Source organism: Azospirillum oleiclasticum (assembly GCF_013423485.1).
Lineage (GTDB): Bacteria > Pseudomonadota > Alphaproteobacteria > Azospirillales > Azospirillaceae > Azospirillum > Azospirillum oleiclasticum.
This window is the reverse complement of the sequence record NZ_JABFFR010000061.1, coordinates 25,195-45,058: the sequence shown is the minus strand read 5'-3', so window position 1 is coordinate 45,058 and position 19,864 is coordinate 25,195. Positions and strand designations below refer to the sequence as shown.

At 69.8% G+C, this 19,864-nt stretch carries 22 protein-coding genes; 11 read left to right on the top strand and 11 right to left on the bottom strand.

Going from position 1 to position 19,864, the window contains the following annotated elements; genetic code table 11:
* Positions 1-965: protease modulator HflC (hflC, locus tag HL658_RS34620; RefSeq protein WP_180287724.1), on the bottom strand; the 965-nt coding region annotated here is incomplete at its 3' end.
* A 12-nt stretch (positions 966-977) separates the two neighbouring features.
* Positions 978-2,129, bottom strand: coding sequence for an FtsH protease activity modulator HflK (hflK, locus tag HL658_RS34615; protein WP_180282967.1), 1,152 nt, complete (start codon positions 2,127-2,129; stop codon positions 978-980).
* Between the two features lie 147 nt (positions 2,130-2,276).
* Between hflK and apbC the strand changes: the two genes are divergently transcribed.
* The gene (gene apbC, locus HL658_RS34610) at positions 2,277-3,446 is read left to right on the top strand and encodes an iron-sulfur cluster carrier protein ApbC (protein ID WP_180282966.1); all 1,170 of its coding nucleotides are present in this window, start codon (positions 2,277-2,279) and stop codon (positions 3,444-3,446) included.
* Positions 3,447-3,452: 6 nt separating this feature from the next.
* Here apbC and HL658_RS34605 read toward each other — a convergent pair whose 3' ends face one another.
* The 5 genes from HL658_RS34605 to HL658_RS34585 all read right to left on the bottom strand — a co-directional run bounded on the left by HL658_RS34605 (position 3,453) and on the right by HL658_RS34585 (position 6,285).
* Positions 3,453-4,157 carry a hypothetical protein gene (locus HL658_RS34605; RefSeq protein ID WP_180282965.1) on the bottom strand — a complete coding sequence of 235 codons (705 nt, stop codon included), beginning with the start codon at positions 4,155-4,157 and terminating at the stop codon, positions 3,453-3,455.
* A gap of 81 nt (positions 4,158-4,238) precedes the next feature.
* Entirely contained in the window at positions 4,239-5,087 is an 849-nt protein-coding gene (locus HL658_RS34600; protein WP_180282964.1) for a class I SAM-dependent methyltransferase, read from the bottom strand.
* On the bottom strand, positions 5,087-5,398 hold the full coding sequence (locus HL658_RS34595) for a hypothetical protein (protein WP_180282963.1): 312 nt from the start codon (positions 5,396-5,398) through the stop codon (positions 5,087-5,089). The genes HL658_RS34600 and HL658_RS34595 overlap by 1 nt, the downstream gene beginning before the upstream one ends.
* An 83-nt stretch (positions 5,399-5,481) precedes the next feature.
* Entirely contained in the window at positions 5,482-5,772 is a 291-nt protein-coding gene (locus HL658_RS34590) for a PepSY domain-containing protein (RefSeq protein ID WP_180282962.1), read from the bottom strand.
* 177 nt (positions 5,773-5,949) lie between these two features.
* Positions 5,950-6,285, bottom strand: coding sequence for a hypothetical protein (locus tag HL658_RS34585; protein WP_180282961.1), 336 nt, complete (start codon positions 6,283-6,285; stop codon positions 5,950-5,952).
* 337 nt (positions 6,286-6,622) lie between these two features.
* Here HL658_RS34585 and HL658_RS34580 point away from each other — a divergent pair, with 337 nt between their 5' ends.
* Positions 6,623-7,420 carry a protein phosphatase CheZ gene (locus tag HL658_RS34580; protein WP_180282960.1) on the top strand — a complete coding sequence of 266 codons (798 nt, stop codon included), beginning with the start codon at positions 6,623-6,625 and terminating at the stop codon, positions 7,418-7,420.
* Here the strand turns inward: HL658_RS34580 and HL658_RS34575 are convergent.
* A complete protein-coding gene (locus tag HL658_RS34575; RefSeq protein ID WP_180282959.1) occupies positions 7,390-8,328 on the bottom strand; it encodes a lytic transglycosylase domain-containing protein in 939 nt (312 codons plus the stop codon). The two genes, HL658_RS34580 and HL658_RS34575, sit on opposite strands and share 31 nt — an antisense overlap.
* Before the next feature lie 634 nt (positions 8,329-8,962).
* Here HL658_RS34575 and HL658_RS34570 point away from each other — a divergent pair.
* A complete protein-coding gene (locus tag HL658_RS34570; protein WP_180282958.1) occupies positions 8,963-9,604 on the top strand; it encodes an RNA polymerase sigma factor in 642 nt (213 codons plus the stop codon).
* Positions 9,605-9,695: 91 nt separating this feature from the next.
* Here the strand turns inward: HL658_RS34570 and HL658_RS34565 are convergent, their stop codons facing one another.
* Positions 9,696-9,860, bottom strand: coding sequence for a DUF1328 domain-containing protein (locus HL658_RS34565; protein ID WP_180282957.1), 165 nt, complete (start codon positions 9,858-9,860; stop codon positions 9,696-9,698).
* A 183-nt stretch (positions 9,861-10,043) separates the two neighbouring features.
* A complete protein-coding gene (locus tag HL658_RS34560; RefSeq protein ID WP_343055423.1) occupies positions 10,044-12,125 on the bottom strand; it encodes a YjbH domain-containing protein in 2,082 nt (693 codons plus the stop codon).
* Between the two features lie 183 nt (positions 12,126-12,308).
* Here HL658_RS34560 and HL658_RS34555 point away from each other — a divergent pair, with 183 nt between their 5' ends.
* Both HL658_RS34555 and HL658_RS34550 read left to right on the top strand, forming a co-directional pair.
* Positions 12,309-12,899, top strand: coding sequence for a PadR family transcriptional regulator (locus HL658_RS34555; RefSeq protein ID WP_211109930.1), 591 nt, complete (start codon positions 12,309-12,311; stop codon positions 12,897-12,899).
* Positions 12,896-13,225, top strand: a complete 330-nt coding sequence (locus HL658_RS34550) for a DUF2218 domain-containing protein (protein WP_180282955.1) — start codon at positions 12,896-12,898, stop codon at positions 13,223-13,225. Before HL658_RS34555 ends, HL658_RS34550 begins: the two co-directional genes overlap by 4 nt.
* An 18-nt stretch (positions 13,226-13,243) precedes the next feature.
* On the opposite strand, the gene gcvA is transcribed toward HL658_RS34550, so the two are convergent.
* Positions 13,244-14,173, bottom strand: a complete 930-nt coding sequence (gcvA, locus tag HL658_RS34545; protein ID WP_180282954.1) for a transcriptional regulator GcvA — start codon at positions 14,171-14,173, stop codon at positions 13,244-13,246.
* 192 nt (positions 14,174-14,365) lie between these two features.
* On the opposite strand from gcvA, the gene HL658_RS34540 reads away from it, so the two are divergent.
* From HL658_RS34540 to HL658_RS34515, 6 genes are read left to right on the top strand one after another with little or no spacing between them, the layout of a single operon-like run.
* A complete protein-coding gene (locus HL658_RS34540) occupies positions 14,366-15,115 on the top strand; it encodes an SDR family NAD(P)-dependent oxidoreductase (protein WP_180282953.1) in 750 nt (249 codons plus the stop codon).
* 26 nt (positions 15,116-15,141) lie between these two features.
* On the top strand, positions 15,142-16,011 hold the full coding sequence (locus tag HL658_RS34535; RefSeq protein ID WP_180282952.1) for a transketolase: 870 nt from the start codon (positions 15,142-15,144) through the stop codon (positions 16,009-16,011).
* Entirely contained in the window at positions 16,008-17,018 is a 1,011-nt protein-coding gene (locus tag HL658_RS34530; RefSeq protein WP_180282951.1) for a transketolase family protein, read from the top strand. The genes HL658_RS34535 and HL658_RS34530 overlap by 4 nt, the downstream gene beginning before the upstream one ends.
* A 44-nt stretch (positions 17,019-17,062) precedes the next feature.
* The gene (locus tag HL658_RS34525) at positions 17,063-18,043 is read left to right on the top strand and encodes a TRAP transporter substrate-binding protein (protein ID WP_180282950.1); all 981 of its coding nucleotides are present in this window, start codon (positions 17,063-17,065) and stop codon (positions 18,041-18,043) included.
* A complete protein-coding gene (locus HL658_RS34520) occupies positions 18,043-18,603 on the top strand; it encodes a TRAP transporter small permease (protein WP_211109929.1) in 561 nt (186 codons plus the stop codon). Before HL658_RS34525 ends, HL658_RS34520 begins: the two co-directional genes overlap by 1 nt.
* A complete protein-coding gene (locus tag HL658_RS34515) occupies positions 18,600-19,859 on the top strand; it encodes a TRAP transporter large permease (protein WP_180282949.1) in 1,260 nt (419 codons plus the stop codon). Before HL658_RS34520 ends, HL658_RS34515 begins: the two co-directional genes overlap by 4 nt.
* Positions 19,860-19,864 lie beyond the last annotated feature (5 nt).

Below are 19,864 nucleotides of genomic sequence, written 5' to 3'. Positions count from 1 at the left end.
GGCGCGGCCGCGGGAGCGGCGGGCGGTACCGAGGCCGCGGCCGCGGCCGCGGCCCCGGCCGGCGCACCGGCGCGTTCGGCCGCCCGCTGGGTGCCGTTCAGCGTGCCGACGCCGTCGCCGAAGAAGCGGAAGAACTCGCTGTTGGGCGACAGCACCAGGGTGGTGTCGTCCTTGTTCAGCGACTTCCGGTAGGCTTCCAGCGACCGGTAGAAGGCATAGAACTGGGCGTCCTGGCGGGTCGCGTCGCCGATCACGCGCAGCGCCTGGTTGTCGCCCTCGCCGCGCAGGATCTGCGCATCGCGCTGCGCCTCGGCCAGCAGCACCGTGCGTTCGCGCTCGGCGCGGGAGCGGATCTGCTGCGACTGCTCCTGACCCTGCGCGCGGGCCTCCGCCGCCTCGCGTTCACGTTCGGAGCGCATGCGGGCGAAAATCGCCTGGCTGGTCTCCTCCGGCAGGTCGGCGCGGCGGATGCGGACGTCCACGATCTCGATGCCGAGGCGCTGCGCCTCGTTGTTCACCTGGCCGCGGATGTCGGTCATCACCTGGGCGCGTTCGTTCGACAGCACGGCCAGCAGCGTCACGTTGCCGAGCACGCGGCGCAGCGCGGAGTTGACCACGGCGTTCAGCCGCGTCTCCGCCACCGCCTCGGAGCCGACGGTCTGGAAGAAGCGCAGCGGGTCGTGGATGCGGTAGCGGGCGAAGGCGTCCACGTCCAGCCGCTTCTGGTCGGCCAGGATGACCTGCTCGACCGGCGGGTCGAGGTCGAGCACGCGGCGGTCCATCACCACCACGTTCTCGAAGAAAGGCAGCTTCAGCTTCAGGCCCGGCTCCTGGATCACGCGGCGCGGGTCGCCCAGCCGGACCACCAGGGCCTGCTGGGCCTCGTTGACGGTGAACAGCGACGCCGACGCCAGGATGCCCAGCACGACCAGCGCGATGCCCGCGACGAAGAGCTTGCGGTTCATGGTGCGGTCTCCTTACGGCGCGCGCTGCTGGCCGGGCTTGGGCGGGGAGCCCGCCGGCGGCTGCAGCTGGTTCAGCGGCAGGTAGGGAACCACCCCCTGGGCGCCCTGGGCGTTCCCGTCGATGATCACCTTGTTGGTGCCCTGCAGCACCTCCTCCATCGTCTCCAGATACATGCGCTGGGCCAGCACGTCCTTCGACAACGAGTACGCTTCGTACACCTTGCGGAAGCGGTCGGCGTCACCCTGGGCCAGGCTGATGACCTGCTCGCGGTAGGCGCTCGCCTCCTGCACCAGCCGCTCCGCCTCGCCTCGGGCGCGCGGGATGATGTCGTTGCGGTAGGCTTCGGCCTCGTTGCGCAGGCGTTCGCGGTCGGCACGGGCGCGCTGCACATCGTTGAAGGCGTCGATGACCGGCGACGGCGGATCGGCCTTCTGCAGCTGCACCTGCGTCACCTCGATGCCGGCCTGATACTCGTCGAGCATGGCCTGGAGGAGCTGCAGCGTCTGCTGCTCGATCTGCTGGCGGGCCTCGGTCAGGGCGGGCTGCAGATCGGTGCGCCCGATCACCTCGCGCATCGCGCTTTCCGCGGCCTTCTTCACGGTGGCTTCGGGGTCGCGGATCTTGAACAGGAACTCGCCGGCGTCCTTGATCACCCAGAAGACCGAGAAATCGACGTCGATGATGTTCTCGTCGCCGGTCAGCATCAGGCTTTCGTCGGGCACGTCGCGGTCGCCGCGCCGCCCGTCGCCGGCCGACCGGTAACCGACCTCGATGCGGTTGACGCGGGTCACCTTGGGCGACAGGACCGTCTCGATGGGGTTGGGCAGATGGTAGCGCAGGCCGGGCTGTTCGGTGCGCACCCATTCGCCGAAGCGCATCACCACGCCCTGCTCGTCGGGCTCGACACGATAGATGCCGCTGGCCAGCCAGATGGCGGCCAGCACGCCGACCACGATCGCCACGCCGCGGCCGCTGCCGAAGCCGCCGGGCATCACGCGTTTCAGCCGGTCCTGGCTGCGGCGCAGAAGTTCCTCCAGATCCGGCGGTTGCGGTCCGCCCCCGCCGCCGCCCGACGGGCGGCCCCACGGGTTCGGGCCTCCGCCGCCCGGCGGAGGTCCCCAGGGGCCGCCTCCGCCACCCCCTCCCTGATTGGTCCAAGGCATTCGTGTCGTTCCTCTTGTTCGCGCACTCGACGGTCGGCCGGTCCCTTTACCATGCCCGCTCCGCAGCCCTATAGTGCTATCACCCGCAAGGGGGCGGCCGTCGGAGGGATATCCGCCAATATCGTGAAGGAACTGGAGTTTTCAACCATGGCGCAGGTTACCGAAGCCCAAGTCCTCGCGGCGCTCGGCACCGTTCAGGACCCTGACCGCGGTGCCGACATCGTGACCCTCAGGATGATTTCCGGCCTCGCGATCAAGGATGGCAACGTGGCGTTCGCCATCGAGGTGGACCCGCGCCGCGGTCCACAGGCGGAACCGCTCCGCCACGCCGCCGAAAAGGTGGTGGACCGCATCCCCGGCGTCACCTCGGTGACGGCGGTGCTGACCGCGCACCGCGTCGCCTCCTCCGGCGGCGGGCACGGCCATGCGCACGGGCCGGCGCCCGGCCACAACCACAACCATGGGGGCGGGCAGGGGCACGGCCACGCGCACCCGGCCCAGCAGCCGGAGAAGCCGCTGGTGCCGGGGGTGCGGGCGATCGTCGCGGTGGCCTCGGGCAAGGGCGGGGTGGGCAAATCCACCACCGCCACCAACCTCGCCCTCGGGCTGGCCGCCAACGGCCTGCGCGTCGGGCTGCTCGACGCCGACATCTACGGCCCCTCCATGCCGCGCATGATGGGCATCTCCGGCCGGCCCACCAGCCGCGACGGCAAGGTGCTGGAGCCGATGGAGAATTACGGCGTCAAGGTGATGTCCATGGGCTTCCTGGTCGCCGAGGACACGCCGATGATCTGGCGCGGCCCGATGGTGATGAGCGCGCTCCAGCAGATGCTGCGCGACGTCAACTGGGGCGAGCTGGACGTGCTGGTGGTCGACATGCCGCCCGGCACCGGCGACGCCCAGCTCACCATGGCGCAGCAGGTGCCGCTGGCCGGAGCGGTCATCGTCTCCACCCCGCAGGACATCGCCCTGCTCGACGCCCGCAAGGGGCTGAACATGTTCCGCAAGGTGGATGTGCCGGTGCTCGGCATCATCGAGAACATGAGCTATTTCTGCTGCCCCAACTGCGGCCACCGCACCGACGTGTTCAGCCACGGCGGGGCGAAGCGCGAGGCGGAGCGGCTGGGGGCGGAGTTCCTGGGCGAGATCCCGCTGGACATCGTCATCCGCGAGACCTCCGACGCCGGCACCCCGGTCGTCGTCGCCACGCCGGAGTCCGAGCACGCCAAGGTCTACCGCCGCATTGCCGCCCGCGTGTGGGAGAAGGTGTCGGGCGGGGCGTCGGGCCGCGCGGCACCGCGCATCGTCGTGCAGTAGGGGCGCTCAGAACAGCCCGTTGAACAGCGACCCGCGCCCGCCGGAGCCGGCCAGCAGGATGCTGGCCAGGGAGTTGCCGGCGGCGGTGCCGCCGGTGGCGGAGCCGCCGTTGAGCATGGCGAGGTAGGAGGGCGGGTCGAAGGGCCGGTCGCCCTCCTTCGGCTGGCGGGCGATCGTGTCGTAGTCCTTGCTGTAGGTCCCCATGCGCAGCTGGAAGGCGTAGTTGCGCTGCTCCGTCTGCGGGACCGACTTGTCGCGGCTGATGCGCACGGTGTAATCGCCGCGGTCCAGCGGCTGGGTGCCGCCCTGCATCTTCTGGAAGGCGTCGTAGGCCTTCCCCTGGCCGGGGTCGCTGTCGGCGATGATCGTGCCGGACTTGTCCATGAGCTGGAAGCGCACGCCCTCGTCGCCGACACGGCCCAGCGTCACCTCGCCGGCGGTGGTCACCTTGACCTTGTAGAAATCGACCGGGTCGTTCTTGCCGAGCTGACTCATGACGTTGAGGCGGCTGACGTCCTTGGTCAGCACCCCGATGTCGGTGGCGAGCGAGGGGATGTTGAGCGCCTTCTTGCGGACGTCCTGCTCGAATTCCTGGACGTTCTCCGGCGCCGGATCGGCGCTCTTGGCCTGATCCTGGAGCCGCTTCATGGCGGCATCCACGGATTGCTGGAGGCCGGTGGCCATGCCCTGGATGTCGGTGACGCTGCTCATCGCTGGTCGGTCCCATCAACGGATGGGAGGGGCGATGCAAGCGGCGGGCCGGAAAAGGCGGGAAATCCTTGCCGGGTGGGTTCAGCCCGGCCGGCTGCCGACGATGATCCGCACATGGACAGGCAGCGGCACCGTACCGCCCAGCGCGCGGGCGGCGAAGCGCGCGTCGATGTCGGCATCCAACGCCGCGCGCCGGGCGGCCGTCAGGCCGGAGAGGCGCTGGGCGAAGCTCATCTCCAACGTCGCTTTCCAGAAGGGCTGGCCCGGTTTGGCGTGGCGGACGGGGGTCAGCGCATGTTCGGACACCGCGGTGAAACCGGCGGCGTCCAGCCGTTCCGCCAGCTCCCCCGCCCCGGCGAAGCGGAAGAGCGGGTCGAGCGCGCGGTCCGCGTCCGCGCCCAGATGCTGGTCGACCGCGTCGGCCACCACGTCGAACAGGGCGTTGTCGGACCGCGGGCCCCACACCATGAAGGCCGCGCGTCCGGCCGGGCGCAGCACGCGCCGCACGTCCAGCAGGGCCGCCTGCACGTCGGGAACGAACATGATGCCGAAGCGGCATGTCACCCGGTCGAACGCGTGGTCGGGGAAGGGCAGCCCGGTCATGTCGGCGGCGGCGAAGCACGGGACCGGTGGCGGCAGGGCCGCGGCGCGGCGCACCGCACCGGCCAGCATGGCCGGCACGATGTCGGTGCCGATCACCAGACCGCCGGGCCCGACACGCCGTGCGGCGCTGAAGGCCGGCTCGCCGGCCCCGGACGCAAGATCCAGCACGGCGTGCCCCTGGTCCACCCCGCCGGCGTCGAGCAGCGGCTGGTTGAGCTTGTCGGCGATGTCGGCCATGGCGTCGGCCCAGCGGTCCCAGCTCCCGGCGCTGTCGTTCCAGCGCCGGCGCTCGGCGCTGGCGTCGATCGGGCTGTTGCGGGTGGTCATCAGTGGAGCAGCCTCGCCGGGCCGCCCGTCCGCAAGCCGGCGTCCCCGTCGCCCACCCGTTCGCCGAGCGCCGTGAGCTGTTCGGCGAGACGCCGGTTGGAGTCGGTGAGCGCGTCGATGCGGGTCTGCGCGTTCTGGAGCTGAAGGCCGAGGGTGGCGACGGTCTCCGCCATGCGGCGTGCCTGCTGCGCCTGGCGCGCGGCGCCGTCGTTGAGGCTGCGCCTGATCGACCCGACGGCCACCAGCACGACGACGCTGATGGTCACGCCGGCACAGATCATGACGACGGCGAGCGCCGTGATCCAGTCCATCACCGCCGAGCCCCTTCCTGGCCTGCCGGGAAGCATCGGCCGAAACGCGGGTGTGGTCAAGCCGCCCCGTCGGCGGGGCCTTGTCAGCGCGTCACGGTGCCGCTGACGGGATCGACGCGGAGATCGACGCGGCGGCCGGAACCGTCCAGCCCCTCGACGCGGTAGCTTGTGCCGTCGGTGTCGATGCGCACGATGCGGTCGAGGCCCGACCGCTCGGCGCGCAGGGCCACCTCGGAAACCGGGATGGCGTGGGCGGGCGGCAGCTTGTTGCGCTTCGCCCAGGAACCGTCCTCGGCGGAGACGGCGGCGATCAGGACGAGGGTGAAGAGGTTCACGGCACCAAGGCCGAGTGCCAGCCTGCCTGCGATTCGCATGTCCGTCTCCTTCGTTTCCGATCGCCTCCGTCCGGGGAAACGTAGCAGCCGGGAGCTCTATTCCCTCGCGACATTTCCTGGAACCGACGCCACGCTACGGCCTGCACACCTCATGCGAAGTGACGATGGTCACACTGTTACCCGATGGACCGCCCGCAAGGCGAAAAGGGCCGGCGGTCAGATGACCTTGCTGGCGGCCGGCGCGTCGGCGGCGACGCGCGTCTCCTTCAGATGGTCGCCGAAGGCGCGCAGCACGGGAAGGATCCGCTGCATCTGCTCCGGCGTCACATGGGCATCGGTCTTCAGCACGATGGTCGGCGCTTCGGTCATCAGGCGCTTGGCCCGCATCGGCCCGACCTTCTCGTCGAGGAACATCGACAGGCCCATCAGCATGCCCAGCGTCACATCGTCCGGTTGCTGCGGCAGGGCGAGAACCTCGTGCAATTCCTTCATGAGCGTGTAGGTGACGATCGAGGTGCGCTCGATGGTATCGACGTCGGCGGCCATGGGCATGCGGGGCTTCCTTCTCAACATGACAAGAATTGCCATGTGAAAGGATGATACGAAGGGCTTTGTAACCAAATCATTAAGCGTGAACGCGGCCGTGCCTGTGATAAATTGGACCAAACCACAGCTTACTTGTTTGCTGTTCTGGTTTTGCAACAGTCGCCCGGCAGCGCTCGTCTTGAGGTTCACCGTAACCGCCGGAAAGCGGACGGCGACAGTCGAAGGCGTGGAGGGGCGGTTCGGCCGGAACGCCGGCGATTCCACCAGGATGTGCGAAGTTCGTTAATGATTGGCGATGAATACTGCCGGCCCGAAACGCAGCCTGTGACCGGTGGGGTGGGGGATGGCCGAGGATCTTGCACTTGCGGACGCGCGGTATCGCGAGATCGAAGCGTCGCTCGCCGACACGCCGGACGGACGGGCCTTCCTCGCCGAGCACGCAAAGCGTGCGCGCACCGTGGGGCTGGACGAGGTCCGCGGCATGATGACCACCCTGCAGGATGCGTGGCAGCGGCACGAGGCGGCGGCCAACGTGGCGCGCCATGTGGACGTGCTGCGCCGCGAGCTGCAGGATATGAGCGCCTCCATCGTGCAGGCGCGGCGCGAGATCGCCGCCATCCGTCCCAAGGACGGCGATGACCGCATCACGTCAGCCGCCAACGAGCTGGACGCCATCGTGCTGTCCACCGAGCGCGCGTCCATCGAGATCCTGGGCTCGGCCGAGCGGGTGCTGGAGGCCGCCAACCTGCTGCGCAAGGCCGGCGCACCGGACGCGCTGGTGGCGGTGCTCGACCACGAGGTGACCACCATCTTCACCGCCTGCTCGTTCCAGGATCTGACCGGGCAGCGCACCACCAAGGTGGTGAACGCTCTGCGCTACATCGAGCAGCGCATCCTGACGCTGATGGATCTGTGGGGGGTGGAAGGGGTGGCTACGGCCGACCTGCCGCGGGAGCCGCAGGACCACCGCCCCGACGCCCATCTGCTGAACGGCCCCACCGACACCGGCATCGACCAGGACGAGATCGACCGGCTGCTGAACGGCAAGCCCGCTCCGACTGCCGCCCCGGCGCGGCCGGCGGCGGAGCCGGCGCCGGTTCGCCCGCTCGATCAGTCCTCCATCGACACCCTCTTCGGCTGAAGCCGCGGGGCGGTGAAGGACAGCTCCGCCACCTGCTCCTTCTGCGGCTTGAGGCCGGCGGACGCCACCACCGCGCGGTCGAAGGGGTGACGCTTGGCGGCGTAGATGCCGTGCACCTTCACCACATAATCCTGCGTCTCGCGGTAGGGCGGCACGCCCTTGTACTGGGTGACCGCCCCTTCGCCCGCGTTGTAGCCGGCGAGCGCCAGCGTGACGTCGCCGTCGAAATAGGCGAGCAGCCAGCGCAGGTACTTCATGCCGCCGCGGATGTTCTGGGTGGGGTCGAACGCGTCGGTGACGCCGAAGCGCTGCGCCGTCTCCGGGATGAGCTGCATCAGCCCCATGGCGCTCTTGGGCGACACCACGCCCGGCCGGAATCCGGATTCCACCGCGATGACGGCGAGCACCAGGTCGGGGTCGAGGCCGTAGGTCGGGGCCAGCTTGGCGACGATCGCCTTCACCTCGGCCGGCGGCATCCGGATGCCGTTCCAGTTGACGTTGGGCGGCTCGCACTTCTCCGGCGCCTTCGGCTCGGCGCCGGGCAACTTCACGTAGCGCAGCGCGTTGCCGTAGCCCAGCCACGCCGCCCGACGCATCCAGCCATGGCCCAACTCGTCGCTCGCCGTCACCCCGCCGTTGCCGGCGATGTGCATCTGGCCGGCGCGGTAGGCGGCCTCCGCATGACCCTGGCGGGCGGCCTGGCAGTAGTAGGACAAGGCCCGGCGCGCGTCGCGTTTGGTCCCCTTGCCGGATTCATAGAGGTCGGCCAGCTCGAACTGGGCGCGCATGCTGCCCTTCTGGGCCAGCGCTTCCAGCGCCTTGACGGTCTTCTCCGCCCAACCGGCGGAGGCCGCCATCGGAAACAGGCAGACGGCGCTGACGGCCAGGCTCATTGCGATGCGTCGCATGCGGTTCCTCTTCTCGCCTCGCGGATGCCGGAGGAACGATGGCGGGGGCCGTGTGGTCCGGCCCTTCTTCCGCCCTGCTTCCCTTGCACCCGCGGGGCACATTCGGTGGACCGTCCGGTTCCCGATGAGGGTGCTGGGTGGGACCGGACGGCGTCGGTGACAGCGGGATAACCGCCCACCAATGAAGCGTGCGAACGCGGCGCCGCACAGTGGGGCAATCGGCTGGTTCCGGTCCAATTCGCGCGACGCCCGCGGCGCATCCGGCGGCGCATTCGGAAGATGCGGAATCCCGGCGCTCGGCCAAACCGGCCTGGACGAACCGCAGACGCGGCCATGACGAACGACCGGGATGAACCATCCGGTACGGCAGAGGTGGAGATTGCGGCACCCCACGAAAGGCATGCCGCACGCGGAATCGGTGGCTGGGCTTACGCTCACCGCCTTGCGAAGCGACCTAGCCTTTTTCCCGACTGGCGAGCGGGGTCGGCGGGGATTAGGTACTGTGAGACCGATGGTTATCCTCGGGTATTCCGGGGACCGTGCGTGTGTGGAATGCGCACGCTGGCCATCGGTCCGGAGCCGGCCCGCCGGGACGGCTCCTCCGGCACCAGTTCACGGAGGCAGCGTTTCACCCATGGCCAACCACGTCGCCAACCCGGTGCGCCCCGCTCCGGTTGACACGATCGCGCCGGACGACGACGCGATCGGACAGGGCGAGGGCCTGGAGCACGAGGCCGGGGATCAGCGGCCCGAACGTCCCTCCGGTCCCCCCGATCCGGCCATCATCAAGCAGATCGAGGGCGAAATCCCGCGGCTGCGCCGATTCGCCCGCGCGATGGTGCGCGACGCCACACTGGCCGACGATCTTGTGCAGGAATGTCTGGAGCGCGCGCTGTCGCGGCTTCATCTGTGGAAGCCGGGCACCAATCTGCGCGCCTGGCTCTTCACCATCCTGCGCAATCTGCACATCAACGCCATCCGCCGGCGCCAGACCGTGGTGGACATCGACGCGGAGGCGCAGGCGAGCATCGGTTCCGCGTCCGGCGCACAGATCGTCACTTTGGAACTGCGCGACCTGCGCCGCGCCCTTGGCCGCCTGCCGGCCGAGCAGCGCGAGGTGGTGCTGCTGATCGGGCTGGAGGGCATCTCCTACGGCGAGGCGGCCGACATCCTCGGCATTTCCATCGGCACCGTGAAGTCGCGTCTGTCGCGCGGTCGCAAGGCGTTGCGCTATCTGATGGAAGGCCGGGTGCCGTCCGACGACGACGAGGACTGAACCGTTTCCCTTCAAGAAAACGGCAGCGCCCGCGTGGGGACGCTGCCGCCAGGTGCGAGGCGAAACATCGAGAGACTGGAGACCGGCGGGTCTAGCGCCTGCGGACGAGACCCAGGATCAGGCTCGCGGCGAACAGCACCACGAACAGGAAGAACAGGAACTGGGCAATGCCCGCGGACGCGCTCGCCACACCGCCGAAGCCGAACAGACCGGCGACCAGCGCGATCACAAGAAACACAGCGGCCCAATAAAGCATCTTTCCCTCCGTCACCTGCGGCCGACATGCGGGACCTTGCGGAAACCGCCCCCTAGCCCGTTTTCCGGTGGCATGTGTGCCGCGCATTCCAGTAACGGGCGGGCGCGGGGAAAGTTCCTGCCACCCTTCCGGGGGCCCCGACTTCCGCAGCGCACCGCGAAACGCCGTCGATACTGCGTCTTGTCACTCCATCAGGCGGCGCCATGTGCCGGCCAGCCGGCCGAAGCCGGCGGGGTCCAAGGTGTCGTGCAGCGGCAGCGGCGCCTCCAGCCGCTGGCCGGCGTCGCGCCCGAGCGTGCGGACGCTGCCTCCCACCGCCGCGTCGATGCCCATGCGCGCCAGCGCGTGCAGCGGCACCACCAGCGCCACCCCATGCTCCAGCCGCCCGGCGTAGGGGCTCTGGCCGGGGCGGGGGCCGTCGGTCCAGGTCATGTGGGCGGCGAGACGGATGCCGCCCTCCCAGCGGCGCGACAGCTCCACCGTACCGCCCCAGTCGCCGCCGAGATAGCGGCCCAGCCGCAGGGCGCCGCTCCACCCCTCCTCCCCCTCGCCGTCCAGATAGGCGGAGAGGTGACCCGTGGTGACGACGTTGTCGTCGTCCACGCGCAGGATGCCACCCGGCGGGCGCTTCCACACCCGGTTCACATCCAGCCCCAGCGCCCAGCGGGAGAGCAGGGGCTTGCGCAGCAGCTCGGCCGAGACGCCGCCGAACATCTCCTCGAAATGGCCGGCGGACAGGCGGGCGTGCCAGCCCTCCGCCGGGCTGTCGAGCCAGGAGACCCAGGCGTGCTCGATCCCCGCCCCGGCCTCGGCGTAGAGCGGCAGGTCGCTGCGCACCGGCCGTTCGGCCGGGATGGCGGAGCCGTCCAGCCAAGCCAGGGTGTCGCCCGCCTCCGCCCGCACACCGGCGCCCAGCACCAGCCCGGACAGCGGCTCCAGCCGGATGGACGCGTCGGTGTAGGCGCGCGACACCGGCGCCATCCCGCGTTCCGACAGGCTCAGGTCGATGGTGCTGCGCAGCACCGGCTCCAGCCCCCAGGATCGGCCGGGGGCGGGGCCGGCCGTGGCGGCGGGGGCGATGGCGGCGGTCCGCCACAGCTCCTCCGCGCTGCCGCGGGCGTTCGCGGCGCGCGCGACCCCGTCGCGGTCGAGCGTGACGGCAAGGCCGTCCAGCCCGCGGGCGCCGGTGACCACCGTGACCGCGTCGGCCTCGGACGGGGCGCCGTCGGCCAGCAGCCGCGCTGTGCGGCCGACCGTGCGCGCCAGCGGCCCGCCGTCCGGACCCGACAGGGCCAGCCAGGCGACGGCGCGATCCCCCGCCGCCTCGACCGCGGTGAGCGGCAGCCCCTCGGCCCGCGCCATACGCCCCAGCGTCACGGCGTCGGCCGCTTGGGCGGTGCTGGCCGGAGGGGCCCCGACCGCCGGGGGCGGCGTGTCCACCGGATCGTCGGCCAGCAGGCGCGGCGTCAGCCGCGTGGCGACGCGCAGCATGGTGCGCCGCCCCTGCTCGAACCCGGCCCCGATCTCCAGCCACTCCACAGGCCGCCAGGACAGGCCGGCGTTGACCGGGATGCCGGCGCGGAAGGCCGGGTCTTCCTGCCGCTCGGCGCGGAAGGAATCGGCGGAGTATTCCAGCTTCAGCGTCAGGCCGGGCAGCGGGGTGCGCCACGCGACCCCGCCGAAGAGTGCCGCGTCCTGTCCGGTGAACCACGCGCGCGGGCCGCGGACGGTGGTGTCGGCCGGGTCGCGGTCGCGCGCGTAGCGCCCGCCCAGCCAGCCCAGCGGGTTGGGCACGGCGTTGCGCCCGGCGAAGCGGCCCCAGCCCAGCCCGACCGTCAGGTCGACATCCCACCAGCGCCGTGTCGCCACCACATATTCGCCGGCGAAGCGCCCGGTTCCCGGCAGCACGAAGCCGGACCCGGCGACGTCGCGCCCGCCGATGGCGATCTCCGGCCACAGTTCCCCCTCCTTCACGAGGCGGAGCTTGACGTCAAGACCGGGTTCGAACAGGCCGTAATAGTTGGGGTAGGCGGTCTGCCGGAAAGTCAGCTCCAGCCAGGGCAGCGGCTGGGCGGTGACGAACAGATGCCGCTGCAAATCCCCCAAACGTGTGAAACCGGCGGCGACGCTGCCGTCGGGAAGCATCCGCGCGACCGGGCCTTGCAGCAGCCCGGTGCCGCCCCAATCCGACAGCGGCGCCTCCCCGGCGGCGGCCGGCAGCGCCAGGACCAGAAGAAAAGTAGCAACACAGAATCTGATAAGCACGCGTAAGGGGTTTCTTTCAGTCCAACAACAACCCGATTGTCTCCGGAAATGCATACGAGTGCAATCATGAGAGCGGCGGTGCCCAGCCCCGCGGTTCGCGCAGCGTCGCTGTTGACAAGGGCCTTGCCTTTCAAACCTAACTAAGATATATCTTGACCTATCTTGAATAGGTTGGAGACAGTCATGCGTTCATTCATCAAGGCCTGCGGCGCCCTGCGCGCCCGGCACCACGCCATGCACCGCGGTGGCGGGCGTCATGGCTTCGGGCACGGCCACGGGCACCATCACGACGAGGGGGGACGCGGCGGGCGTCGCCGTGCCTTCGAGGGTGGCGAGCTCCAGCTCGTGCTGCTGAAGCTGCTGGCCGAGCAGCCGCGCCACGGCTACGACCTGATCCGCGCCATCGAAGAGCGGACGGGCGGGGCCTATGCGCCCAGCCCCGGCGTCGTCTACCCCATGCTGTCGATGCTGGAGGAGCTGGGCCAGATCGAGAAGGCCGGCGACGAGGGCACCCGCAAGGCCTTCACCGCCACCACCGACGGCATCGCCCGGCTCGATGCCGAGAAGGACGTCGTTGAGGCGGTCCTCGCCAAGCTCGGCGCCCTGGCCGCCCGGCGCGAGCGCACCGACGGCGCGCCGATCCGCCGCGCCATGGACAATCTGCGCGCGGTGCTGATGCACCGGCTCGGCCGCGAGGGGGTGGAGGCCGACACCATCCACGCCGCCGCCGCCATCCTGGACGAGGCGGCTCAGCGCATCGAGCGGCTGCCATGACGGTGGCCGTCTTCGCCACCGCGGCGCGTGTGCCCACCGCCAACGGCAGCCGCTACCTGCAACAGCTCTGCAAGCACTGGGGCCACAACCTCACCGTCGAGTTCACGGCGGAGCGGGGCAGCGTGGTCTTCCCCCGCGACATCCGCGGCGCCGACTGGCCCGGCCCCGCCACCCTCACCCTGGTGGCTGACGCGGACGCGCTGGACTGCCGGATCGAGGCGAGCGCCGAGGGCCAGCGCGACGGGCTCAAGGGCGTGGTGGCCAGCCATCTCGACCGCTTCGCCTTCCGCGAAGCGCCGCTGCGCTTCGACTGGACGGACGGCTGAGAGAGGGGCACGCGCGGGTCAGTCCGCCGGCCCCTTGAGGAACCGTTCCTCCCCCTGCCGGCCCTTCTTCAGCTCGGAGAAGAGCCATTCGCGGAAGGCGCGGATCTTCGCCTGGTCGGCGGCGGATTTCAGGGTCACCAGCCCATGGCCCTGCGCCTTAAGGCCCGGCGTGGCGAAGGGCACCACCAGCCGGCCGGACAGCAGCTCGCGTTCGGCCAGCAGCAGACTGTCGATGCAGACGCCCAGCCCGTCCACGGCGGCGCTGATCGCCATGAAGCTGCGGTCGAAGCGCGGACCGCGTTCGAGGTCGAGCGGCACACGCCGGTGCAGGCGCGCCCAGTCGCGCCAGCCGAGGATGTTCACCTCCGAATGGATCAGCGTGTGGTGGGACAGATCCGCCGGCCGGCGGATCGGCTTCAGCCCGCGCGCCAGGCCGGGAGAGCACATCGGCACGATGGTGTCCTCCGGGAAGGGCACCAGCACCGTGCCCACCGCGGCCGGGCCGGGGTTGTAGCGGATGTCCACATCCACCACCCCGGCCGCGAAATCCACCGGGGTGACGGACGCCTGGAGCCGGATGTCGATGCCGGGATGCTGCTCCTGGAACCGCGCCAGCCGCGGCATCAGCCACTGCGTGGCGAAACTGGGCGTCGAGTGGACCGTCAGGATGGCGCTGCCTCCGGCCATGGCGGCGTTCTGCGTCGCCGCCTCGATGCGGGCGAAGGCGGCCGTCACCTCCGCGGCGTAGACGCGCCCGCCGTCGGTCAGCACCACCGACCGGTGCACGCGGTGGAACAGCCGCACCCCAAGCTGATCCTCCAGAATACGAATCTGATGGCTTACCGCGGATGGCGTCACGGCCAGATCCTCGGCCGCGAGCGCGAAGGAGCCGAGCCTTGCGGCGGCTTCGAAGGCTTGCACGGCCTTGATGGACACGCGTTTCCGCACGGCGGTATATCCATGAATTCAGCTCATCAAAAAGCGATCTTATTCATTTGTCCAATTCAGCTCAAGATCATACAGTTGTCCCATCAATCGGCGGATGACACGGATCATCCGCAACACAAATCGAAAAATTCCGGCAGCTCCAGGACGCGGCGCGCGACGCCGCCGCGGGCGGCTGCGTGCAAAGGAGAGGACATGCTGCTTTCCAACAAGGTCTGCGTGATCACGGGTGCCGCGTCCCGCCGCGGCATCGGCCGCGCCACCGCCCGTCTGTTCGCGCTGCACGGCGGCCGTTCGATCATCCTCGACCTCGACGCCGCCCAGGCCGAGGCCGCCGCCGCCGAACTGGGCGAGGCGCACCGCGGCTACGCCTGCGACGTGACCGACAAGGCCGCCTGCGTCGCGGTGGCCGAGCGCATCGTCGGCGAGTTCGGGCGGGTGGACGTGCTGGTCAACAACGCCGGCATCACCCAGCCGCTGAAGTTCATGGACATCGGGCCGGAGAACTACGACGCGGTACTCGACGTCAGCCTGCGCGGCACCCTCTACATGAGCCAGGCCGTCGTGCCGCACATGCGCGAGCGCAAGTCCGGCTCCATCGTCTGCATGTCGTCGGTGTCGGCGCAGCGCGGCGGCGGCATCTTCGGCGGCCCGCACTACAGCGCCGCGAAGGCCGGCGTGCTCGGCCTCGCCAAGGCGATGGCGCGCGAGCTGGGACCGGACGGCATCCGCGTCAACTCCATCACCCCCGGCCTGATCCAGACCGACATCACCGGCGGCAAGCTGACCGACGCCATGCGCACGGAGATCCTGAAGGGCATCCCGCTGAACCGGCTGGGCGATGCCGAGGATGTGGCGCGGGCCTGCCTGATCCTGGCGTCGGACCTGTCCGGCTACATCACCGGCGCGGTGCTCGACGTCAACGGCGGCATGCTCATCCATTGAGCGGGCCAGCGACCACGGGAGAACCCATGGACACCAACCCGACCGGCCCCATCGGCCACAACCCGATCGGCCACAATGTGGATCTGGCCGAGCGCGCCTACCGCATCCGCCGCAACGCGGTGCGGATGGGCGAGGTGCAGGGCCAGGGCTACATCGCCCAGGCGCTCGACATCGCCGACGTGCTGGCGGTGGCCTATTTCCACGCTATGCGCGTCCGCCCCGACGACCCGCATTGGGAGGAGCGCGACCGCTTCCTGCTGTCGAACGGCCATTACGCCATCGCGCTGTACGCCGCCCTGATCGAGGCCGGCTTCATCCCCGACGAGGAGCTGGAGACCTACGGCAGCGACGACAGCCGGCTGCCCATGTCGGGCATGGCCAGCTACACGCCGGGCATGGAGATGTCGGGCGGCTCCCTGGGCCTCGGGCTGTCGATCGCCGTCGGCATCGGGCTGGGCCTGAAGCGCAAGGGCTCCGCCTCGCGCGTCTACACCCTGTTCTCCGACGGCGAGCTGGACGAGGGTTCGGTGTGGGAGGCGATCATGTCGGCCGCCCACTGGAAGCTCGACAACCTGATCGCCGTCGTGGACGTCAACAACCAGCAGGCCGACGGCCCCTCCACCCAGGTGATGGCCTTCGAGCCGCTGGTGGACAAGCTGCAGGCCTTCGGCTGGTTCGTGCAGCGGATCGACGGCAACGACCTCGACGCCGTCATCGCCGCCTTCGACGCCGCCCGCGACCATCCCGAGCAGAAGCCCCGCATGATCGTCGCCGACACCAAGATGGGCTGCGGCGTGCCGTTCCTGGAAGCCCGCGAGAAGAACCACTTCATCCGCGTCGATCCCGAAGAATGGCAACTGGCGCTGGAAGCCCTCGACGCCGGGAGGACCCGATGAGCAGCAACGCCCCCGCCGCCCCCGCCGCCAAGCCGAAGCTCAAGACCTCGGCGATGATCGCCTCCATCGCGGGGGAAGGGCAGCGCACGGTGTCCGCCCCCTTCGGTCACGCGCTGGTCGAGCTGGCCGGCCAGCGGCCGGAGATCGTCGGCATGACCGCCGATCTCGGCAAATACACGGACCTGCACATCTTCGCCAAGGCCTTCCCCGACCGCTTCTACCAGATGGGGATGGCGGAGCAGCTCCTGTTCGGGGCGGCGGCCGGGCTGGCGCACGAGGGCTTCATGCCCTTCGCCACCACCTACGCGGTCTTCGCCTCCCGCCGGGCCTACGACTTCATCCACCAGACGATCGCGGAGGAGGATCTGAACGTCAAGATCGCCTGCGCGCTGCCCGGCCTGACCTCCGGCTACGGCCCCAGCCATCAGGCGACCGAGGATCTGGCGCTGTTCCGCGCCATGCCGAACATGACCGTCATCGATCCCTGCGACGCGCACGAGATCGGGCAGGCGGTGCCGGTGATGGCTGCCCACAAGGGCCCGGTCTATCTGCGCCTGCTGCGCGGCAACGTGCCGCTGGTGCTGGACGAGTACGGCTACCGCTTCGAGCTGGGCAAGGCCAAGACCATCCGCGACGGCCGGGACGTGCTGATCGTTTCCTCCGGCATCATGACGATGCGGGCGCTGGAGGTGGCGGCGGCGCTGGCGGCCGACAAGGTGGACGCCGCCGTCCTGCATGTCCCGACCATCAAGCCGCTCGACGCCGAGACCATCCTGCGCGAGGCCGGGCGCACCGGCCGCATGGTGGTGGTGGCCGAGAACCATTCGGTGATCGGCGGGCTGGGCGAGGCGGTGGCCGGGCTGCTGCTGCGCTCCGGCGTCACCCCGGTGTTCCGCCACATCGGGCTTCCCGACCAGTTCCTGGCCGCCGGCGCGCTGCCCACGCTGCACGACCGCTACGGCATCTCCACGGCGGTCATGACGGACCGTATCAAGGGTTGGCTCTGACCAACGGCCCATCCCACAATCGACACCAAAAACCGGAGGAAGCGATGAAGACACTGCTGGCAACCGTGGTCATGAGCGCGACGCTGATGGCCGCCCCCGCCTGGGCGCAGCAGACCCTGCGTCTGGCCCACAACGCCGCCCCCGGCAACCCCAAGGCCGAGGCGTCGTTGAAGTTCGCCGAGCTGGTCGCGCAGAAGACCAACGGCCGGCTCAAGGTCGTGGTCGGCGGCAGCGCCCAGTTCGGCGACGACGTCGAGGCGCTGACCAACATGCGGCTCGGCACGCTGGCCTTCAGCGCCAACTCGCAGGGCTCGACCTCCGGAGTGGTGCCGCAGTTCGCGGTGCTCGGGCTGCCCTTCCTGTTCCAGGAGCTGCCGCAGGCCTGGACGGTGGTGGACGGGCCGGTCGGCACGCAGCTCGGCAACAACGCCAAGGAGAAGGGGCTGGTCCTGCTCGCCATGTGGGACAACGGCATCCGCCACACCACCAACAACGTCCGGCCGATCACCAAGCCGGAGGATCTGGCGGGTGTGAAGATCCGCACGCCGCCCGACCCGATGACGGTCGACATCTTCAAGGCGCTGGGTGCCAACCCGACGCCGCTCGCCTTCTCCGAGCTCTACATCGCGCTTCAGCAGGGTGTCATGGACGGGCAGGAGAACCCGTTGATGAACATCTACTCGTCGAAGATCCACGAGGTGCAGAAGTACATCTCGCTGACCGGCCACAAGTATGAATCGACGCCGGTGCTCGCCAGCAAGGTCGTCTTCGACGGCCTGTCCAAGGCCGACCAGCAGGCGGTGCTCGACGCCGCGGCCGAGGCGGGCAAGCTGAACCGCGAGATGTCGCAGAAGTCGGACTCCGAACTGCGCGGCAAGATGGAAGCGGCCGGCATCAAGTTCAACGAGGTCGATCCCGCACCCTTCGTCGCCAAGACCAAGGCCGTCTACGACAAGTGGCAGGCCCAGTTCCCCGAACTGGTCACCCTGATCCAGAAGGAGGCCGCGGCCGCGGCCAAGAAGTGATGACGATCCGGGGCGACAGCGCGATGGGGGGGGCGGGGCTTCCCGCCTCCCTCGTCACCCTGGTCGACACGGCCATAACGGTGGCCGCCAGGGTCGTCGCGATCGGCTCGCTGGTGGCGCTGTTCCTGGCGCTTGGGGCGGAGGTGGTGGTGCGCTATCTGACCACCCAGGGGCTCGGCTGGCCGTCGGAGCTGCCGAACATCCTCTTCCCCTGGCTGGTGATGGGCGGCATCGTGCTGGCCGCCCAGGGCGGGGCCCACATCGCGGTCACGCTGGTGCTGGACTCCCTGGGAACCGCCGCGGCCCGCCTCCTTCTGCTGGGCATGCAGATCGTGGTCGCCGCCACCTTCTTCTACCTCGCCTACATCGGTCTTGCGGTGATCGAGATCACCGGATCGGAGATCTACCCGGTCACGGGCGTTCCGGCGAGCTGGGCCTACGGGTCGCTGATCGTCGGCTTCATCGGTGTCGGCCTGACCGCGTTGACCACCTTCGCGCGCCTGCTGATGGCGGACGACCCCCGATCCGTCCGCGCCCATGTGACGGAGGAAGAGATATGACGCTGGTGATGGTCGCCGTCTTCGGCGTGCTTCTGCTACTGGCCTTCCCGGTCGGCTACGCCCTGGTGATCAGTTCGGGCGCTGCGGTGATGACGATGGGCGCCGTTCCGACCGTGATCGCCGTGGTGAAGCTGTTCCAGCCCACCCAGAGCTTTCCGTTGCTGGCGATTCCCTTCTTCATCCTGTCGGGCGCCCTGATGATGGGCGGCACGCTGGGCCGCAAGCTGGTCGCCTTCGCCGCCGCCCTGGTGGGCCGCTATCCCGGCGGGCTGACACAGGTGACGGTGGTCGGCTCCACCATCTTCGGCGGGGTGTCCGGCTCGGCGGTGGCCGAGGCGTCGGCGCTGGGCTCGATGCTGATCCCCTGGCAGAAGCGCGAGGGCTATCCGCCGGCCTTCGGCGCCGCCGCCACCGCCTCCTCCTCGGTGATCGCCGGCCTGATCCCGCCGTCCATTCCGCTGATCCTGTTCGCCGCCGTGTCGAACGCATCGATCGCCTCGCTCTTCCTGGCGGGCATCGTTCCCGGACTGATGCTGGCGGCCGGCTTCATGCTGGTCTGCTACGTCAGCGGCCGGCTCCGGCACTTCCCGCTCCTGCGCTCGGACGGCGGCCTGCCGGGGCTGCTGAAGGCGACGCTCACCGCCCTGCCGGCGCTGCTGATGCCGGCCTTCATCCTGGTGCTGCTGCGCTTCGGCATCGCCACCCCGACCGAGGTCAGCGTCGTGGCGGTGGCCTACGCCCTGGTGGTCAGCGCGCTGATCTACCGCGACCTGACGGTCCCGCGCATCTACGGCGCTTTGATGGCCACGGTGGTGACCACGGGCGTGGTGATGCTGGTGATCGCCGCGTCGAACCTCGTCGGCTATGTGCTGATCACCGAGGCGATCCCCAACGCGGTCGCCGAATACGCGCAGACGGTGCTGCAGGAGCGCTGGCTGATCATCCTGGCGATGAACCTGATCATGCTGGTGGTCGGCATGTTCCTCGATCTTCCCGCCGCCATCCTGCTGCTCGGGCCGACCTTCGTCGCGGTCGGCGGGGCGATCGGGCTGGATCCGATCCAGCTGGGGATCATGATGGCGGTCAACCTCAGCATCGGGCTGTTCACCCCGCCGATCGGCACCACCCTGTTCATATCGGCCGCCATCTCGCGCGAGCCGATCGGCGCCATCGTGCGCGAGCTGTGGCCCTTCTATCTGGTGGCGCTGACGGTGCTCGGTCTGGTCTCCTACGTGCCGGCCTTCATCCTGTACTGACCCAT

Excerpts from the sequence above, each read along its gene's own strand:
- hflK (WP_180282967.1), bottom strand. The coding sequence starts at position 2,129 with ATGCCTTGGACCAATCAGGGAGGGGGTGGCGGAGGCGGCCCCTGGGGA.
- apbC (WP_180282966.1), top strand. The coding sequence starts at position 2,277 with ATGGCGCAGGTTACCGAAGCCCAAGTCCTCGCGGCGCTCGGCACCGTT.
- HL658_RS34605 (WP_180282965.1), bottom strand. The coding sequence starts at position 4,157 with ATGAGCAGCGTCACCGACATCCAGGGCATGGCCACCGGCCTCCAGCAA.
- HL658_RS34600 (WP_180282964.1), bottom strand. The coding sequence starts at position 5,087 with ATGACCACCCGCAACAGCCCGATCGACGCCAGCGCCGAGCGCCGGCGC.
- HL658_RS34595 (WP_180282963.1), bottom strand. The coding sequence starts at position 5,398 with ATGGACTGGATCACGGCGCTCGCCGTCGTCATGATCTGTGCCGGCGTG.
- HL658_RS34590 (WP_180282962.1), bottom strand. The coding sequence starts at position 5,772 with ATGCGAATCGCAGGCAGGCTGGCACTCGGCCTTGGTGCCGTGAACCTC.
- HL658_RS34585 (WP_180282961.1), bottom strand. The coding sequence starts at position 6,285 with ATGCCCATGGCCGCCGACGTCGATACCATCGAGCGCACCTCGATCGTC.
- HL658_RS34580 (WP_180282960.1), top strand. The coding sequence starts at position 6,623 with ATGGCCGAGGATCTTGCACTTGCGGACGCGCGGTATCGCGAGATCGAA.
- HL658_RS34575 (WP_180282959.1), bottom strand. The coding sequence starts at position 8,328 with ATGCGACGCATCGCAATGAGCCTGGCCGTCAGCGCCGTCTGCCTGTTT.
- HL658_RS34570 (WP_180282958.1), top strand. The coding sequence starts at position 8,963 with ATGGCCAACCACGTCGCCAACCCGGTGCGCCCCGCTCCGGTTGACACG.
- HL658_RS34565 (WP_180282957.1), bottom strand. The coding sequence starts at position 9,860 with ATGCTTTATTGGGCCGCTGTGTTTCTTGTGATCGCGCTGGTCGCCGGT.
- HL658_RS34555 (WP_211109930.1), top strand. The coding sequence starts at position 12,309 with ATGCGTTCATTCATCAAGGCCTGCGGCGCCCTGCGCGCCCGGCACCAC.
- HL658_RS34550 (WP_180282955.1), top strand. The coding sequence starts at position 12,896 with ATGACGGTGGCCGTCTTCGCCACCGCGGCGCGTGTGCCCACCGCCAAC.
- HL658_RS34540 (WP_180282953.1), top strand. The coding sequence starts at position 14,366 with ATGCTGCTTTCCAACAAGGTCTGCGTGATCACGGGTGCCGCGTCCCGC.
- HL658_RS34535 (WP_180282952.1), top strand. The coding sequence starts at position 15,142 with ATGGACACCAACCCGACCGGCCCCATCGGCCACAACCCGATCGGCCAC.
- HL658_RS34530 (WP_180282951.1), top strand. The coding sequence starts at position 16,008 with ATGAGCAGCAACGCCCCCGCCGCCCCCGCCGCCAAGCCGAAGCTCAAG.
- HL658_RS34525 (WP_180282950.1), top strand. The coding sequence starts at position 17,063 with ATGAAGACACTGCTGGCAACCGTGGTCATGAGCGCGACGCTGATGGCC.
- HL658_RS34520 (WP_211109929.1), top strand. The coding sequence starts at position 18,043 with ATGACGATCCGGGGCGACAGCGCGATGGGGGGGGCGGGGCTTCCCGCC.
- HL658_RS34515 (WP_180282949.1), top strand. The coding sequence starts at position 18,600 with ATGACGCTGGTGATGGTCGCCGTCTTCGGCGTGCTTCTGCTACTGGCC.